Raw genomic sequence first — 16,226 nt, 5'->3', positions numbered from 1 at the left:
CTCCCAGAGGGAGAGGGAGCATCCACGGATTCAACCCGGGACACGTGGCACCCTCACCCCGTCCCTCTCCCGGAGGGCGAGGGGAAATTGACGGCGTGGAGAGGAACTCACGGGCCCGCGCCGTGCAGTTCCGGTTCGGGCGAGACCGGGGGTTTCTGGATGGGAAACTCCCGCGTCTCGCAACACTGGAGCTGGTAGCGCTGGCCCCGGAGCGCGAACTCGAGCGGCCCGGGCGCGGGCCACCGGCTGTTGAGCACCAGCTTGTCCTGGGTGATCTCCACCTCCACCATGTGCTTGCGGTAGCGCAGCAGGAACTTCAGCCGCGTCAGCCCCTCGGGCAGGTTCGGATTGAAGTGCAGCAGGTCCCCGCGCACCTCGATGCCCGTGTAGGCCCGCTGCATCAGGTCCACCGTGCCGGCCATGGCGCCCAGGTGGATGCCCTCCGGCGTCGTCCCTCCCTGCACGTCCGAGATGTCGCTCCTCAGCGCCTCGGTGAACAGCTTCCACGAGCGCGGACGATCGCTTCTCGCCAGCACCCACGAGTGCACCACCCCGCTCAGCGTCGAGCCATGGGAGGCCCGCTGCAGGTAGTAGTCCACCGTCCTCGGAATCATCCCGTGGTCGAACGGGTACCCCAGCCGCTCGAAGAGCTGCTCCAGCTCCTCCGCCGAGAACAGGTAGAACAGCATCAGCACGTCCGCCTGCTTCGACAGCTTGTAGCGGTTGGGCGAGTCGCCCTCGGCCTCGAGAATCCGATCCAGCCGCTGGATGTCGCTGTAGCGCGCCCGGTACGACTCCCAGTCGAACTCCTCGAGCTGCTCGTAGCCCTCGAACTGGCTCAGCACGCCGTCCTCGTGGAACACCAGCCGCATCTTCCGGCTCACGTCCTCCCAGTGCGCCAGCTCCTCGGGGCCCAACTGCAGCGTCTCGAGCAGCTCATCCCGGCGCTCACCGGGCAGCAGCGCGAGCACCTCCAATCCCTTGCACAGCACCCACACCGCCATGAGGTTCGTGTAGGAATTGTTGTCCAGCCCCGGCTCGGGCCGATCCGGGTAGCCGGTGTGGTACTCGTCCGGCCCCATCACGCCGAGAATCTCATAGCGCTGCAGCTCGGGGTTCCACCGGGCCATGCTCGCCCAGAAGCGCGCGAACTCCAGCAGCATCTCCGCGCCGTAGAAGTACAGGAACTCGGTGTCCGCAGTGGCCTGGTAGTACTGCCAGACGTTGTAGGCGATGGCCGCGTTGATGTGCCGCTGCAGCCACGTCACGTCCGGCACCCACCGCCCCGAGCGGGGATTGAGGTGCACCCGCTGGCTCTCCTCGCGCCCGTCGCTGCCGCTCTGCCAGGGATACATCGCCCCGCGGAAGCCCGCCTCGCGCGCCGCCTCGCGCGCCCGCCGCAGCCTCCGGTGGCGATAGCGCAGCAGCGCCCGCGTCAGCGCCGGCAGCCGCAGGTTGAGGAAGGGGAAGATGAACAGCTCGTCCCAGAAGATGTGGCCCCGGTACGACTCGCCGTGCCACCCGCGCGCCGGCACCCCCACGTCCTGATCGATGGTGTGCGGAGACACCGTCTGCAGCAGGTGGAAGATGTGCAATCGCAACGTGGTGTGGATGTGGTCCGGCTCGTCCAGCGTCAGGTCCAGGTCGCTGCGGCGCCACAGGTGCGACCACTCCCGCACGTGCGTCTCCACCAGCTCGTCGAAGCGCGCGGGCGCCTGCTCCACCGCGTTCAGGGCCGCCGTCGCCGCCTCCGACACCGCGAGATCCCTCGACGAGTACAGCGCCACCACCTTCTCCACCGCCAGCCGCTGGCCCTCGCGCAGCTCCAGCGTGAAGTCGTGCGCGAGGTAGCCCTCCTCCACGGCGAGCCCCCGCCGGGCCTTCGCCGGCTGCCCGTCCACGTACAGCCGCGTCCGCGCCGCCTCGGCCACCTCCAGGCGGGACTGCACCGTCTCCACCTCGAGCAGCAGCGTCTCCGCGCCCACCTCCTCCGTCACCAGCGTCCGCAGGTGCTTGCAGTTGAGCTGCCGGTAGCGCGGCACGCCGCCATTCACCACCCGCCCGTCCAGCGCCGAGCGCAGGTGCACCCGGCCGCTCCAGTTCTCCGGCACCAGCACCAGCTCCTGCCCCGCCAGGTGCTTGTCGCGCATGTGCACGAAGCGCCGCTGCTCCACCCGCGTGCGCCGTCCCCGTTTGTCCTCGAAGCGAAGCGTGCGCAGCAGGAGCCCCCGCGCCAGGTCCAGCACCTGCCGGTACTCCAGCAGCCGCACCGCCTGCGCGTTGAACCAGTCGCCGCCCTCCAACCGGAAGGTGAGCGGCAACCAGTTGGGCATGTTCACCAGGTCCTCGTTCTCCACCATCCGTCCGGCCAGGTCCGTCTTCAGCCGGTTGTACCCGCCCGCCAGGTACGTCCCCGGGTAGTGCGTCTCGTCCGCCTCGGCCTCCGGCGCCGCCCCGCGCGTGGCGAAGTAGCCATTGCCCAGCGTGCACAGCGCCTCGCGCAGCCCTTCCCTGCCTGGCTCGAGGCCCTCGTAGGTGAACAGCCAGTGCGGCCCGTTCATCGCGTCACTCCTCCCGCCCGGGTGATGAGCCGCTCCAGGAACTGACGTACCTCCTCCACGTCCTCCAGCGCGTAGTCCGCCGCCGTGGGCCGCTCCATCTCGCCCCGCACCACCACCCCGAGTCCCCGCCCCTCCAGCACCTGGAAGGCGTCCTCGTCCGTGAGGTCATCACCCATGAACACCGGCAGCACGTCCCGGCTCTCCAGGCCCAGGGCGCGCAGCAGCCACTGCACCGCCCGGCCCTTGTGCCAGTCGATGTCCGGCTGCACCTCGAACACCATCTTCCCGCCGCCCTTGCGCAGCCGCGGATGGCGCGCGAGCACCGCGTCCACCACCCGCTCCACCTCCGCGTACCGGGCCTCCTCCACGTGCCGCCAGTGCACCGCCACGCTGAAGCGCTTGCGCTCCAGCTTCGCGCCCGGAATGTCCGCCAATCCCGACGTCAGCTCCCGCTCCGCCGCGTCCAGCTCCGGCCACAGCGCCCGGCCCTCCTCCAACTGGAAGGCCTGCCCGCCCGGCCCCTTGATGTCGAAGCCGTGGCTGCCCGCGTAGTACACGCCCGTCAGCCCCACGAAGTCCTCGAGTACCGGCAAGTCGCGCCCGCTCACGATGGCCACCGGGTAGTGCCGGGCAAGCGCCACCAGCGTGGACACCATGTCCTCCGACAGCCGCGCGTCCTCCGGGTTGGGCACGATGGGAGTGAGCGTGCCGTCATAGTCGAGGAAGAAGGCCACCCGCCGCCCCTCCAGCCGCCGCGACACCTCGTCCCACCGCCTCAGCGCCGAGGGCACTTCCCGTATGGGCCGCATCACTCAGGGATCTCCTTCTCCACCTTCACGGTGGCCAGATGCGCCACCTCCACGTTGGCACCGGCCCGCACCAGCGACCCCTCCGGCCCCGCGCGGCGCACGCCGATGACGAACCCGAAGTGACCTCGCCTTCCCGCCTGCACACCGGCCTGCGCGTCCTCCAATACCACCGCACGCTCTGGAGACACGCGCAAACGTCGTGCTGCTTCCAGGAACGTGTCCGGCGCTGGCTTGCCGGGCAACCCGAGCCTGCCCGCCTCCACGCCGTCCACCCGGGCGTCGAAGAGGTGCTCCAACCCCGCCGCCCGCACCACCGCCTCGCAATTGCGGCTGGCCGATACCACCGCCGTGCGGAAGCCCGCGGCGCGCAGCCGCTCCAGCAGCCCCACCGCTCCGGCGAACACCTCCACCCCCCGCCGCGCCAGCGCCTCGAGGAAGTAGCCATTCTTGCGCTTGCCCAGCCCCTGCACCGTCTCCGCCTCGGAGCCCTCCTCCGGCGAGCCCTCGGGCAGCGTGAGGCCCCGGCTCTCCAGGAAACAGCGGATGCCGTCCAGGCGCGGCCGGCCATCCACGTAGCGCTGGTAGTCCTCCGCCGTGAAGGGCCGGAAGGGACCGCCACTCCGCCGCGCATGCGTCTCCAGGTATGCATCGAACAGGCGCGTCCACGCCTCGGCATGAACCTGGGCCGTGCGCGTCACCACGCCATCGAGGTCGAACAAGGCCGCGTCCAGGTCACGGCGCGACAGCACGACGGCGGGGGGAACGGACGGCTCGGAGGTGGACATGGGATGACTCCCGTGGAGGAAGACGGGTGGGCCTCAGACCGGACCGCACGGCTCGGGGAAGCCAGCGCTGCGCACAGTGGCCCCGGGGCCAGGCCCGCCTCCTTTCTACCTCAGCGCCAGGCCTGATTCGTGTCCGCGGGTGGCTGCGGGCCCGTCATGCGCGCGTGACGAACGGCCCTGGCCCCCAGACCCGTACCACTCCGTTCACATCTGGTCACCCCGCATCCCGTCCGGATGAGACCTCAGCGCCCCCGTCCCGCGGCGGGTTCCACATGGCATCGAACGCCTGGGAAACACCCGGCTCGGCTTTGATCCACCGGCCGCTGTCATCGGGTAGTTCCGGCTCGATGGGGCGCTCGGGCTGACCATCCAGCAGGCGCCGCAGAATGCGTCCCTCGGTGCTGATGGCGTACTTCACGCCCGAGTCCAATGCCGGATACTTGCGTCCACAGTACTCCGGATCCTCGGAGATATAGACGAAGATGATGTCTCCCCGCCGAATCACCCGATATCGGTGTGCCTCCCTTCTTCGAGGACATGGGAGTTCCCTGGCCTCTGGAGGAAGGAAGTCATTGGAAGCCACCATCAAGGCGCGGAGCATTTCCCCGTCCATCTCATACGGCTCATCCGAAGCACCCACCTGGACGGGAGCACGTTCGAAGAATTCGGGGAATGCGATGGACCTGTCTTCCTCCCGCGGTGCTGATTGGGAAAACAGGCTTCTCCAGTACCCGCACCCGACGAGGAGGGAGACGGCGAGCAGGAGAAGGAGCTTGCGCGTTTTCATTCGGCGTCCCTGGAAGCGCTCCGGCGAGGAGGGGCCCTACTCCCTTGTAATGGTGAATTCCGTCGCATTGAGCCATGCGACCGTACCGGCCTTCCTGCTCGCCCAGTCGCCACCCATGTTGACCCATTTCCGCAACTCGTTGGTCGCCGGGATGTACTGGTAGAAGCCATCACACGTCGGGCGCTGGCTGTCCTTCGAGCTCGAGAAGAACGCGACAACGGACAGAGGCACCTTTCGACTTCCCACCTCTACGATCAGAGCATGCGCATTCGCCATGGCCATGGCGAATCCGATGTCCGGCTTGGAGAGCTCTCCGGCGAACGGATGATTGTGCAGCAGGAAGATGTACTTGATGCTACTCGGTGGGTATCGCGGGTCGTCCACATTCGGAGGAAGCAGGCAGCTCGCTGCGCCTTGAAGTGCGCTGCCTGGGAGTGGGACGTCCGTCAACATGCTCAGCTCATACTTACGCTCCGGGGTGTAATAGAGCCAGGCGCAGTATTCCGTGGAGACCCGCAGAGCCAGTTGCGGGTCCCGCTCCTGAAGGTGGACGACGCTTGCGTTCGGCTTCGACAGGATGAGTGGGCAGGCCGCCTTCAACGCATCCGAGAAGGACTCGAACGATCCGAAGTTCTCGAGGGGACCCGGGATGCTCTCCGCTTTCTCACCAGGCCGGGGCCGCCAGACGTGTGGATCGGCGAACCCCGGTGAAGAACAGGCCACGCACGCCAGCACTCTGGCCACGAGGAGAGGGGACAGGGGGAACAGCGGATTCATCTGATTCCTGTGTATAGGCGAGCCGCTCAGTCCCAGCAATTGCGCGTCTGGCCGTTGATGAGGGCCCAGAAGCGGTTGGAGTTGTGGGGATTGCCGTAGCGAGGGGGCGTGGAGAAGGGCGTGGTGGGTGGCGGACTACCAGCTCCCGGAAAAGCAGTAGCGCGAGCCGGGGCATGGAGGACCCAATACGTCCTTTTCATGACCTGCACATCCCAGGCCCCTACAAGTATGGCGCGTGTGCGCTCGGACTGTGGGGCGAATCCGTGTCCACTGGGAGCAACGCCCAAAATGTAAAAATCCAGGGAAGGTTGACGGATTTCCGGACAGCCTTCTACGCTGCGCACGGCGCGACGAAGGGGGTGTGTCGTCTTAACAGTTCGCGATCCCTGGCTTTTTCAGGGCGTCGCGGGCCCCTATCATGCGGTTCTGTTGGCGTTGAATCAGGGAAGGCTTCCATGCGACCCGCATCTCAAGTTGACGTGACTTCTAGCGAGCCGCCCTCGACCAGCGCACGCGCGGGTGCGGACACCCCACCCAATGGGTTGGCTCCCGCCGAGACGCCGCCGCCGGGGCTGGGACCCGCCGAGACGCCGCCGCCGGGCCTGGAGACGACGGAGAAGCAACTGGCGGTGGTGGGCCCCAAGCCCGAGTCACCGCCCTCGCGCTTCGCTCCGGGGTTCGCCGCCAAGCTGAACCTGGCGGTGGACGTGGCGCTGGTGGTGGCCGCGCTGCTCATCTCCACGACGATGATGGGGCACGATCTGCACCTGGAGCGCACGGATGTATGGGTGCTGCTCGGGGTGGGCGTGGTGTCGTGGCTGGTGGTGGGCACGGCGCTGTGCCTCTATGACGTGCGCTTCGCGGATCGCGAGCGGCTGGATGATCTGGCGCTCATCTCCATCCAGGTGATGGTGGTGACGGTGGTGCTCTTCGTCACGCGACTGGTGATGGGCACCGAGTCGTGGATCGTCGCGCTGAGCCTGTTCCCGCCGCTGTTGTGGCCGTCGGTGGCGCTGTTGCGCCTGAAGCTGTTCCGGAACCTGTCGGTGCAGGAGCAGCCGCTGGACGAGGTGCTCATCCTGGGCGTGGGGGCCATGGGCCGGCTCACGGGCGAGGATCTGAACAACAAGCACCGGCGCAAGGTGATCGGCTTCCTGGGCTTCAGCAACGAGTCGTCCACGACGGCGCCGCCGGCGCCGGTGCTGGGGACGGCGAAGGATCTGGAGCACATCCTGTGCACGGTGCCGGTGGACGAGGTGTACATCGCCGGCAACATGCTGAAGCACTCGGCGGAGATGCAGGCGGCGGTGAAGCTGTGCGAGAACTTCGGCATTCCGTTCGCGCTGCCGGCGTACCACTTCCGGTTCGATCGGGCGCGGCCGGTGGATGACCACGCGATCTCCGACGGCTACCTGCACTTCATGACGCATGCGTTCCAGCCGCACCAGATGGCGCTCAAGCGGCTGTTCGACATCGTCAGCTCGGCGGCGGCGCTGGCGGTGCTCTCGCCGCTGCTGATGGGTGTGGCGCTGGGGGTGAAGTTCACCAGCCGGGGGCCCATCTTCTTCAAGCAGAAGCGCGTGGGGCTGCACGGCAAGACGTTCCACATGCTCAAGTTCCGCTCCATGGTGGTCAACGCCGAGGAGCTGAAGGCGAAGCTGGAGGCGCTCAACGAGCAGACGGGTCCGGTCTTCAAGATGAAGAACGATCCGCGCATCACGCGGATTGGCCGGTTCATCCGCAAGTACTCCATCGACGAGCTGCCGCAGCTCATCAACGTGCTGCGCGGCGAGATGAGCGTGGTGGGGCCGCGGCCGCCGATTCCCAGCGAGGTGGAGAAGTACGCGGCGTGGCAGCGGCGCCGGCTGTCGGTGCGCCCGGGCCTGACGTGCATCTGGCAGGTCTCCGGCCGCAATCAGATTTCGTTCGAGGAGTGGATGTACCTGGACATGCAGTACATCGACCACTGGAGCCTGAAGAACGACATCAACCTGATCCTCAAGACGGTGCCGGTGGTGCTCACCGGCAGCGGCGCGAGCTAGTCAGGGGCGGTGGTGAAGCGCTGGGTCCCGGATACAGGGGACTCAGCGCACGGGCAGCTCGCGCAGGGAGAACTCCTCGAAACCGAGCCGGTTCAGGGTGTCCGCGAAGCGCTCGGTGATGACGATGACGTTGGTGAAGTTGCGCAGCCGGAATGCGTCCAGATGCTCCGGCAGCGAGGCCCCGTCGAGCAGAGGCTGCTTGGGCAGGGCGAAGCGATAGCAGCCACATGTGCCGCAAGGGTCGACCTTGCCGGGTGGCAGGCAGTCCGGGTGGAAAAGGCCGTGCATCTCCACCTCCGGCTCCAGTAACTCCGGCGCGTTCCTCTGCCTGAAGCGCAGACCGGTGCGGACCCCCTTCAGTCCCCGTAGACCCTCTGCCTGGAGTAGCTCCAACGCCTCGCGGCGGATGAGCACCGTGTCGCCGTCCAGCGTGTAGAGCTGCGCGAAGCGGCCGTGCGCCGAGCCGGTGAGTGGACCGAAACGCGCCCCAGGCGCCAGACGAGCCCAGGCCGGAGCCAGAGGCTTCACCCATTGCCTCAAGCGTTCGAACTTCTCGACGTCCGTTTCCTGCCAGGCCTCTTCGAGCTGCTTCGCCACTGGCAATCCTGAGAGGTCGACGCTTGGGTAGAACTCCAAGCCAACGCAGTCCCCGCCACAGGTGGGGCAATGCAGCCCGGGCAGGCCCCATCTCCGCTCGGCCCTGAACTCACCCGTGTAGCGCAAGCTCTCGTATGGAACGCAGTCCAGCCAGTAGAACCTCATCTTCTCCTCAGAACGGAATGGGGGGAGGCAGCTGCGTCTTGCCATAATACGGCTGGAGGGGAGCCATCAGACCGAAGCGCACGCACAGCTCCCAGGCGTGCTTCCAGATTTCTTCCTTCGTCGCGGTATATTCATTCGCCCGCTTGAACCGCCGCCACGCCGCATTCCAGGGACCACCGCCTGGCCCCCGGTGAATTCGCTGGTGCTGCTCTGTCTCGATCCACATCGTCCATTGATGGATGTTGATACCTTTGCTCTTGAACCAGTCCTTGAACTCCTGCGGGAAGATGTGGTGCTTCTCATGGGGCCGGTTCAGCTTCCTGTTGGCCTCCTCGATGAGCTGCTTCTGGCTCGGCAGCAGCTTGCGGAGGTGGTGGTTCCGCCAGGGGATGATGAAGACGGCCCCCTGCTCCCGTTGCAGAGGCAGCGGCCGGCCCCAGTACCTCATGGGTGAACCGCTGTAACCGGGCGGGTACATACCCAGCCCCTGCATGTCGAGCACCTTCACCACGCCGCCGGGCGCAACCTCCGCGCCTTCGCTCACGGCCACGTCCTCGCAGCGGAAGAAGCCGCACACCTCCTCGTCACAGAGGACGGTCAGGCACGTATCGGCCGCTTCCCGCTCCACCTCCTGCTCGCGAAGCACCGGCTCCGAGGCCGCGCACCCAGCCAGCAACACACCAAGCAACAACCCCCACAGGCTCTTTTCCCTCATACGAGGCCCCACGTACCACGAGCCCTCACCCACCGAGCGGGCAGCCAGCCTCCCCTGCCGTACACGGCCGAGGGCCCTCCCGGGGGGTGAGAGGCCCGCCCGTCCGCCCTACAGACATGTAGCCGTGTATTTGACGGGGGGTACCTGTGTCGTTCACTGCGCTCGGCCATTCCAGCTGAGGTACCCGTCATCGAAACGCCCCAGACGAGCGAGGCGGCCACCCCGCGGGCCGTCCCCGCACCGGTGGACACCCACACGCCCCTGCGCAACGCCCTGAAGCTGGGCGGGTCGCTGCTGGTGACGTACGTCATCGGGTTCGGTCTGCAGGTGCTGGTTCCCCGGCTGCTGGGTCCCGAGAGCTTCGGGCAGTACAACTGGGCCACCAATACCGCCACCGCCTTCTTCATCCTCAGCGCGCTGGGCCTGGACGTCTACATCCGCAAGGAGGTGGCCGTCCGCAAGGAGCACGCCAACGAGTTCTTCGGTGGCACCCTGCTGTTGCAGACCGTGCTCGCGGTGCTGCTGCTGGGCGCCCTGGCGCTGGTGATGCACCTGCGCGGCGCGCCTCCCGAGGTGCGGACCCTGGCGCTGTCGCTCTGCGTCTACCAGTTCTTCTTCCGCCTCAACGCCATCCTCGCCGCGGTGCTGCACGCGCACGAGAAGGTGGATGGGCTGTCCGTGGCCCACATCCTGATGAAGTGCATCTGGGGCTTCGGTCTGGCCGCGCTGCTGCTGCTGCGCGTTCCCCTGCCGTGGCTGGCCGCGCCCTTCATCGCCGCGGAAATCTTCAAGACGGTCTTCCTCTTCCGCCTCACGCGCCAGCATGCCGGGCTGCGGCTGCGGCTGGACCTGCGCGCCACCGGCGTGGCGCTGCTGGCGGCCCTGCCCTTCTTCCTCAACGACGCGGCGCTGGCCAGCAATGGCCCGCTGGACATCTTCGTCCTGGGCACCCTCGCGAACATCACCGAGGTCGGCTACTACGGCGCCGTCTGGGGCATCGCGGGCATGACGATGCTGCTCTCGCCCATCCTCGGCTGGGTGCTGCTGCCGATGATGTCCCGCGCGGCGGCCAGCTCCCAGGAGGAGTTCACCCGCATCCTCCGCCGGGGGCTCGAGGGCATCGTCTCCCTGTCCGTGCCGGTGACGCTGGCGCTGGCGCTGGGCGCCGAGACGTGGGTGCGGCTGCTGATCGGCGAGGCCTACCTGCCCGCCGCCCCGGTGCTGCGGCTGCTGGCCCCCATCTTCGTCTTCACCTACGTGGCCACCGTGTGTGGCAGCTGGCTGATGGCGGCCAACCGCCCGTGGACGGTGACGCGCACCACCGTGCTGGCCGTGGGCCTCAAGCTGGTGCTCAACCTGGTGCTCATCGGCCCCTTCGTGCAGTGGCGGGGCCTCACCGGAGGCGCGAGCGCCACCGCCACCTCCCTGGCCCTCTACGAAGTCATCGTCACCGCCGTGCTCGTGTACGCCATCGGCTCGCGGGCCTGGGACGCGCGCAGCCTCGCCGTGCTGGGCAAGACGGTGGGGGTGTGCGCCGCCGTCACCGCCGCCCACCTGCTGATGGGCGAGCTGGGGCTGGACTCGCGAGACCTGGCACGCGGCCTGGCCCGGCTCGCCGTGGACGGCCTGCTCTACGTGTCCCTCATCCTCCTCACCGGCGCGGTGCGCAAGGACGAGGTGCTCGGCCTGGTGCGCATGGTGCGCAACCGCCGCAAGTCCCAGCCCGACGCCAGCCCGACTCCCTCCGGAGCTCCTTCCTCCGACGAGGTCCGCGCCGCATGAAGCCCTCCATGAGCCTGCCCTCCCGCAACTCCCTCCGCCGCTGGTCCCTGCTGGCCACGCTCCTGCTGCTGCCGGCCTGCTACAAGCCGGGCCGCTTCGTCTGGGTGGATGACTACCGCGAGCCCCAGACCCAGCAGCAGGACGACAGCTACCTCATCCGCAGGGGTGACGTGCTCAACGTCAACGTGTGGAACCAGCGCGACATCTCCTCGCGCCTGCGCGTGCGCGACGATGGCCGCATCAGCCTGCCGCTGCTCAATGACGTGGAGGCCGCCGGCATGACGCCCGCCGCGCTCGCCCGCGCCACGGAGCAGAAGCTCAAGGACCTGGTGGCCAACCCCGTCGTCACCGTCATCGTGGACGAGGCCCAGCCCATCAAGATCGCCGTGCTCGGCGAGGTGCGCAACCCGGGCAAGAAGCTGCTCGACTCCGGCTCCGGCCCGCTGCAGGCGCTCTCCGAGGCCGGCGGCTTCACCGACTACGCGCGCGACGACGCCATCTACGTGCTGCGCAAGGAGCCCGGCTACGCCACCCCCGTGCGCATCCGCTTCACCTACGAGGCCCTCACCCGCAGCGAGGGCTCCGCACCCACCTTCCGCCTGAAGACGGGCGACGTGATGGTGGTGGAGTAAGCCCATGGCGCTGCCCGCACTGGCCCTCGGCTGGCTGCTGGTGGCCTCCGCCCCGGCCGTCAAATACAAGGCCTCGGCCCGCGTCGAGTCCGTCACCCGCACGCCGCTGCTCACCGAGACGTCCAACACCCCGGTGGTGACGGACCTGATGGTCGTGCCGCGGCTGGAGGGCGTGCTCTACACCAACCTCCTCGAGGTGAAGTTCTCCTACGAGCCGCAGTTCCTCATCCGTCAGTTGCTCTCCGGAAAGCCGTCGCTGGAGATCCTCCAGTCCGTCTACACGCGCGCTGACTACAAGATTCGCCGCGACTTCGCGCTGATTGGCGTCCACACCACCACCTTCGGCGCCTTCCCCCTCGAGAACTACGCGGGCGTCGGCACCATCGGCCTGCCGGTCACTCCCGTGGGCACCACCCGCACGGACAGTGCCTACGTCTACACGGAGACCGCGGCCGGCTTCTGGACGTCGCTCGGCATCAAACGCCTGTCGGTGGCCGGCACAATCGGTTGGGTCGTCAACGGTCTGCTGGAGGGTCCCATACGCCCGCTGCAGCGCGGCAGCGCGGCCTACCCGCAGCAGCGCTACCCCGAGCTGCGCCTCCAGTCCTTCTATGGCGCCACGCGCCGCGACTACTTCACGCTGTCGCTGTACGGCCGGGACGTGGAGTTCTCCACCGGCAACCACAACTCGCTGCTCCAGTTCGCCCCCGGCATCCAACACCAGTTCACCCCCCTGGTGGACCTGAGCGTCGAGGCCGGTGTCGCGATGGGTCGGGTGTACCACCGCGCACCCGAAGAGTTGCCGACCCACCTGGCGATGCCCACCTTGGAGGCTACCCTCAAGACTCCCGTTCCCCTTGGCAACCATTGGCCCGTGCAGGCCAAGGTGCGCGCGCGGTACCTGCCCTACATGGATCCCCTTACCACCAAGCTCATCCCCCGAGCCGATGTGGGCCTGGACCTGGAGTGGAAGGGCCGGCGCGAGGCCAAGGTGCTGGGAAAACTCCGCTATGCCCACCCCCTCACCGCGGGCGTCCATCGCGGCGATGCCGAGCTGCGCGCCGAGGCCGAGGCGCTGTGGCCCCTGCCGTTCTCACGGTACGTCTACGCCCAGGGCAAGGGCGTGTACACCTGGACGAAACACGTGGTCATCGGCAGCCAACCAGCCGCCCAGTGGTACACCAGTGTTGGATTGGTGGTCCGTTATGATCGTGGTAGGCTTTAGGCGCACCAGGCCATGAAGAAGTTCATCCTGATGTCGGTGCTATACGCCGTCCTCATCCTGCCGAGCCTGGCGGCTCGCGAGCGCAACGCGGCGCGTGGCGTAAAACGGGCGGTGGCGTTGTTCGTGGCGTACAACTTCCTCTATGCCTTCCTCGTCCTGTCGGTCTGGACGCAGCTGGAAGACTGAGAAAAGGCCAGAGAGACTCTATGCAGCAGCAGCAGGGAACAACCGTCCTCGTCGTGGAGGACTCGCCCATGTTCCGCAGGATGCTCAGCGACATGCTGCAGGGCCTCGGCTACACGCGTGTCCTCGAGGCCTTCAGCGGACAGGCGGCCCTGGAGCTCCTGGCCGAGCAGAAGCCGGACCTGGTGTGCCTGGACCTGACGTTGCCGGACATCTCCGGCTACGAGGTATGCGAGTTCATCCGCTCCACGCCGGTCCTCCAGGACGTGCCGGTGCTGATGATTTCCGCGCGGACGCAGACGATGGACCGGGCGCAGGCGGAGGAGGCCGGAGCGAGCGGCTACCTCATCAAGCCCTTCACTCCCGAGGAGTTGCGCCAGCAGGTGGAGCGGGTGATGGCGGCGCGCCCGCGGAAGGAGGCGTAGAGGCGTCATGTCCCAGTCTCGTGACGAGCTTCCCGAGGTGGAGCGCGCACAGGCCCAGATCTTCGACTGGGAGGCGCTGCGCGACTACGCGGGCTTCGTGAAGAACGCGGTGCTGCGCCACAAGCTGCTGGCCCTGGCCACCTTCGTGGTGGTGGCGGCGTTGGGGCTGGCGCTCGCCAAGTTCCTGCCGCGCAGCTACTACGCCCAGGCCTCGCTGCTGCCCAAGCGCGCGCAGACGATCGCCGCGCTGGTGAACCCGGACCGCATTCCGGCGTTGGATCCGGATCCGCCCAACCCGCTGCACCCGGCGGGCGAGGTGGACTCGGTGACGCTGGCCGCCTCCAAGGCGGTGATGCGGCGCGAGAACCTGGTGGCCCTCATCAAGCGGGTGAACCTGCTGGACCGCTGGGACGCCACGCGCGCCCCGCTGCTGCGCTTCAAGGATCAGGTGATGAACCTGCTGTCCGGCCGCCCCAGCGAGGACATCAAGCTGGACGCCATGGTGGGCATGCTGGAGAAGGCCCTCTCGGTGAGCACCGATGATGGCAAGGTCGTCATCGGCATCACCTGGCCGGATCCCCAGCTCGCCTACGAGCTGGTGGACGCCGCCCAGCAGAGCTTCCTCGAGGCCCGCCAGCGCGAGGACAACGCCAGCATCACCGACGCGCTCGCCATCCTGGAGGAGCACGAGAAGCTGGCCACGGAGAACTACAAGAAGGCCTTCCTCGAGTTCGAGAAGGTCTTCTCCGCCATCATGATCGAGCGCCGGCGCGCGGTGGGAGACCCGCGCGTGGGCGGCTTCAACACGGATCAGCACCTGGCGGAGCTGCGCTTCCTCATCCGCGCCAAGCGGCGGGCCATCTCGGACTCCGAGGAGCAGCACAACCGGCGCCTGGAAGGGCTCAACGCCGAGCTGGTGGCGCAGCGCAAGCTGTATGGGGAGAACCACCCCAACATCGTGGAGATGCAGCAGCGCATCAACGGTCTGCGGGCCCAGGGCTCGCCGAACACGGCGGTGCTGCGGGGCGAGGAGGACGAGCTGACGAAGGAGTACGCGCGCTTCGGCGGCGGCTCGGTGCCCTTCCCCGACGAGCCGGTGCCGGACCCGTACGGCCTGGAGCGCGTGCTGATGGGCATCCTCCCGGCGGTGTCGGAGAACCCGAAGGCGGCGGTGTCCCTGGACGAGGTGCGCGCGCGCACCATCATCATGCAGCAGCTGCGCAAGCGCATCGACGGGGCGAAGCTGGAGCGCGACATCTCCCAGGCGTCCTTCAAGTACCGCTACACCGTGCTCACCCCGGCCGAGTTCCCCCGCACGCCGGTGAAGCCCAACGCGAAGGTGATCGCCCTGGGCGGCATCTTCGCGGGCCTCCTCCTGGGCATCTTCGCGGCGCTCGCGCGGGACGTGCTCAGCGGCCAGCTGCTGCAGGCCTGGCAGGTCCGGCGTGGGCTGGGGCTGCCCGTCCTCGCGGAGCTGGAAGCGCCCCAGTTCGAGACCCAGTCCTCTTCCCGCTAGCCCCCCCAGTCCGCATCCATCGGCCGCCTCCATGATTCTCGACTTGCTGCTCGTCCTCCTGGCCCTGCCGGTGTTCGCCGCCGCGGGGTACCTGCTGCTGCTCACGCTCCTGTCGGGGGAGAAGGAGGCACCGCCCCAGGTGGCGCCGCGGCTCAAGTTCGACATCATCATCCCCGCGCACAACGAGGAGGCGGGCATCGCCCGCACGGTGTCCAACCTGTCGCGGGTGGACTGGCCGGTGGAGCTGCGGCGCATCCTCGTGGTGGCGGACAACTGCTCGGACGCCACGGCGGACCGGGCGCGCGAGGCCGGTGCCACGGTGCTGGTGCGCCACAACCAGGAGCTGCGCGGCAAGGGGTACGCCCTGCAGCACGCCTTCGAGCGGAGCCTCGCGGAGGGCTTCGCCGACGCGGTGGTGGTGGTGGACGCGGACACCGAGGTGACGTCCAACCTGCTGCACGCCTTCGCGCTGCGGCTGGAGGCGGGCGCCCACGCGGTGCAGGCGCACTACGGCGTGCTCAACCCGCACGCCTCCTGGCGCACCCGGTTGATGGCGGTGGCCATGGCGCTCTTCCACAAGGTGCGCTCGCTGGGCCGTGAGCGGCTGGGCGTCTCCTGCGGCCTGCGCGGCAACGGCATGTGCTTCACCCACGCCATCATCCGCCAGGTGCCCCACGAGGCCTTCTCCATCGTGGAGGACCTGGAGTACGGCATCCGCCTGGGCAAGGCCGGCCAGCGCGTGCACTACGCCTGGGAGGCCGAGGCGCTGGGCGAGATGGTGACGAGCGAGAAGGCCGCGCGCTCGCAGCGCCGCCGCTGGGACGGTGGGCGCATGGCCATGACGCGCAAGTTCGGCCTGCCGCTGCTCGCCGAGGGCCTGCGCAAGGGCGACAAGGTGCTGGTGGACCTGGCCGTGGATCTGCTGGTGCCGCCGCTGAGCTGGGTGGTGCTGGGCGCGGGCGCGGTGACGGTGGCCTCCGGAGCGCTGTCGCTGTGGCTGGGGCACCCGGCGCTGTCCTCGTACCTGTCGGCGGCGAGCGTGCTGTCGCTGGTGCTCTACGTGATGCGCGGCTGGTGGGTGTCCGGCATGGGCCTGGCGGGCCTGTCCGCCCTGGCGTGGGCGCCCTTCTACGTGGCCTGGAAGGTGTGGCTGATGCTCAGCCGCCCCGAGGAGAAGAAGGGCGAGTGGGTGCGCACCACCCGCGAGGCCCCCAAGCCCTGAGCC

General features: G+C 68.1%; 16 protein-coding genes. 8 read left to right on the top strand and 8 right to left on the bottom strand.

Annotated elements, in window-relative coordinates; genetic code table 11:
- Positions 1–107 precede the first annotated feature (107 nt).
- The 6 genes from Q664_RS19280 to Q664_RS59180 all read right to left on the bottom strand — a co-directional run bounded on the left by Q664_RS19280 (position 108) and on the right by Q664_RS59180 (position 5,919).
- Positions 108–2,561, bottom strand: a complete 2,454-nt coding sequence (locus Q664_RS19280; RefSeq protein WP_052518367.1) for a glycoside hydrolase family 65 protein — start codon at positions 2,559–2,561, stop codon at positions 108–110.
- Positions 2,558–3,370, bottom strand: a complete 813-nt coding sequence (gene otsB / locus Q664_RS19275) for a trehalose-phosphatase (RefSeq protein ID WP_043397365.1) — start codon at positions 3,368–3,370, stop codon at positions 2,558–2,560. The genes Q664_RS19280 and otsB overlap by 4 nt, the downstream gene beginning before the upstream one ends.
- Positions 3,370–4,155, bottom strand: coding sequence for an HAD family hydrolase (locus Q664_RS19270; RefSeq protein WP_052518366.1), 786 nt, complete (start codon positions 4,153–4,155; stop codon positions 3,370–3,372). Before Q664_RS19270 ends, otsB begins: the two co-directional genes overlap by 1 nt.
- Positions 4,156–4,369: 214 nt before the next feature.
- Entirely contained in the window at positions 4,370–4,660 is a 291-nt protein-coding gene (locus Q664_RS19265) for a hypothetical protein (RefSeq protein ID WP_043397363.1), read from the bottom strand.
- A 318-nt stretch (positions 4,661–4,978) separates the two neighbouring features.
- Positions 4,979–5,719, bottom strand: a complete 741-nt coding sequence (locus tag Q664_RS19260; protein WP_052518365.1) for a hypothetical protein — start codon at positions 5,717–5,719, stop codon at positions 4,979–4,981.
- A 26-nt stretch (positions 5,720–5,745) separates the two neighbouring features.
- Entirely contained in the window at positions 5,746–5,919 is a 174-nt protein-coding gene (locus Q664_RS59180; protein ID WP_160174446.1) for a hypothetical protein, read from the bottom strand.
- A 402-nt stretch (positions 5,920–6,321) separates the two neighbouring features.
- Here Q664_RS59180 and epsZ point away from each other — a divergent pair, with 402 nt between their 5' ends.
- Positions 6,322–7,761, top strand: a complete 1,440-nt coding sequence (gene epsZ / locus Q664_RS19255; protein ID WP_052518374.1) for an exopolysaccharide biosynthesis polyisoprenyl-phosphate hexose-1-phosphate transferase EpsZ — start codon at positions 6,322–6,324, stop codon at positions 7,759–7,761.
- 42 nt (positions 7,762–7,803) lie between these two features.
- Here epsZ and sitI6 read toward each other — a convergent pair whose 3' ends face one another.
- Positions 7,804–8,523: a SitI6 family double-CXXCG motif immunity protein gene (gene sitI6 / locus Q664_RS19250; protein WP_043397361.1), complete on the bottom strand. Its 720-nt coding sequence runs from the start codon at positions 8,521–8,523 to the stop codon at positions 7,804–7,806.
- A gap of 7 nt (positions 8,524–8,530) precedes the next feature.
- Positions 8,531–9,238 (bottom strand): SitA6 family polymorphic toxin lipoprotein, encoded by a 708-nt coding sequence (gene sitA6 / locus Q664_RS52335; protein ID WP_063934721.1) that lies wholly within the window; start codon positions 9,236–9,238, stop codon positions 8,531–8,533.
- Between the two features lie 243 nt (positions 9,239–9,481).
- Here sitA6 and Q664_RS19240 point away from each other — a divergent pair, with 243 nt between their 5' ends.
- The 7 genes from Q664_RS19240 to epsU are packed head-to-tail and all read left to right on the top strand — an operon-like array spanning position 9,482 to position 16,223.
- On the top strand, positions 9,482–11,020 hold the full coding sequence (locus tag Q664_RS19240; RefSeq protein WP_052518362.1) for a flippase: 1,539 nt from the start codon (positions 9,482–9,484) through the stop codon (positions 11,018–11,020).
- A gap of 8 nt (positions 11,021–11,028) precedes the next feature.
- Complete coding sequence (epsY, locus tag Q664_RS19235; protein WP_043397456.1) at positions 11,029–11,652, top strand: exopolysaccharide export protein EpsY; 624 nt, start codon at positions 11,029–11,031, stop codon at positions 11,650–11,652.
- A gap of 4 nt (positions 11,653–11,656) precedes the next feature.
- Positions 11,657–12,877, top strand: coding sequence for a hypothetical protein (locus Q664_RS19230; RefSeq protein WP_043397359.1), 1,221 nt, complete (start codon positions 11,657–11,659; stop codon positions 12,875–12,877).
- A 12-nt stretch (positions 12,878–12,889) separates the two neighbouring features.
- Positions 12,890–13,063 carry a hypothetical protein gene (locus Q664_RS60035; RefSeq protein ID WP_200883729.1) on the top strand — a complete coding sequence of 58 codons (174 nt, stop codon included), beginning with the start codon at positions 12,890–12,892 and terminating at the stop codon, positions 13,061–13,063.
- Positions 13,064–13,083: 20 nt separating this feature from the next.
- Complete coding sequence (locus Q664_RS19225) at positions 13,084–13,485, top strand: response regulator (protein ID WP_043397357.1); 402 nt, start codon at positions 13,084–13,086, stop codon at positions 13,483–13,485.
- A 7-nt stretch (positions 13,486–13,492) separates the two neighbouring features.
- On the top strand, positions 13,493–15,001 hold the full coding sequence (locus Q664_RS19220; protein ID WP_043397354.1) for a GumC domain-containing protein: 1,509 nt from the start codon (positions 13,493–13,495) through the stop codon (positions 14,999–15,001).
- Positions 15,002–15,032: 31 nt separating this feature from the next.
- Positions 15,033–16,223, top strand: coding sequence for an exopolysaccharide biosynthesis GT2 family glycosyltransferase EpsU (gene epsU / locus Q664_RS19215; RefSeq protein ID WP_043397351.1), 1,191 nt, complete (start codon positions 15,033–15,035; stop codon positions 16,221–16,223).
- Positions 16,224–16,226: the final 3 nt, after the last annotated feature.

It is taken from the genome of Archangium violaceum Cb vi76 (assembly GCF_000733295.1).
In the GTDB taxonomy this organism is placed as follows: Bacteria; Myxococcota; Myxococcia; order Myxococcales; family Myxococcaceae; genus Archangium; species Archangium violaceum.
This window is presented reverse-complemented; position numbering and strand designations above follow the sequence as displayed.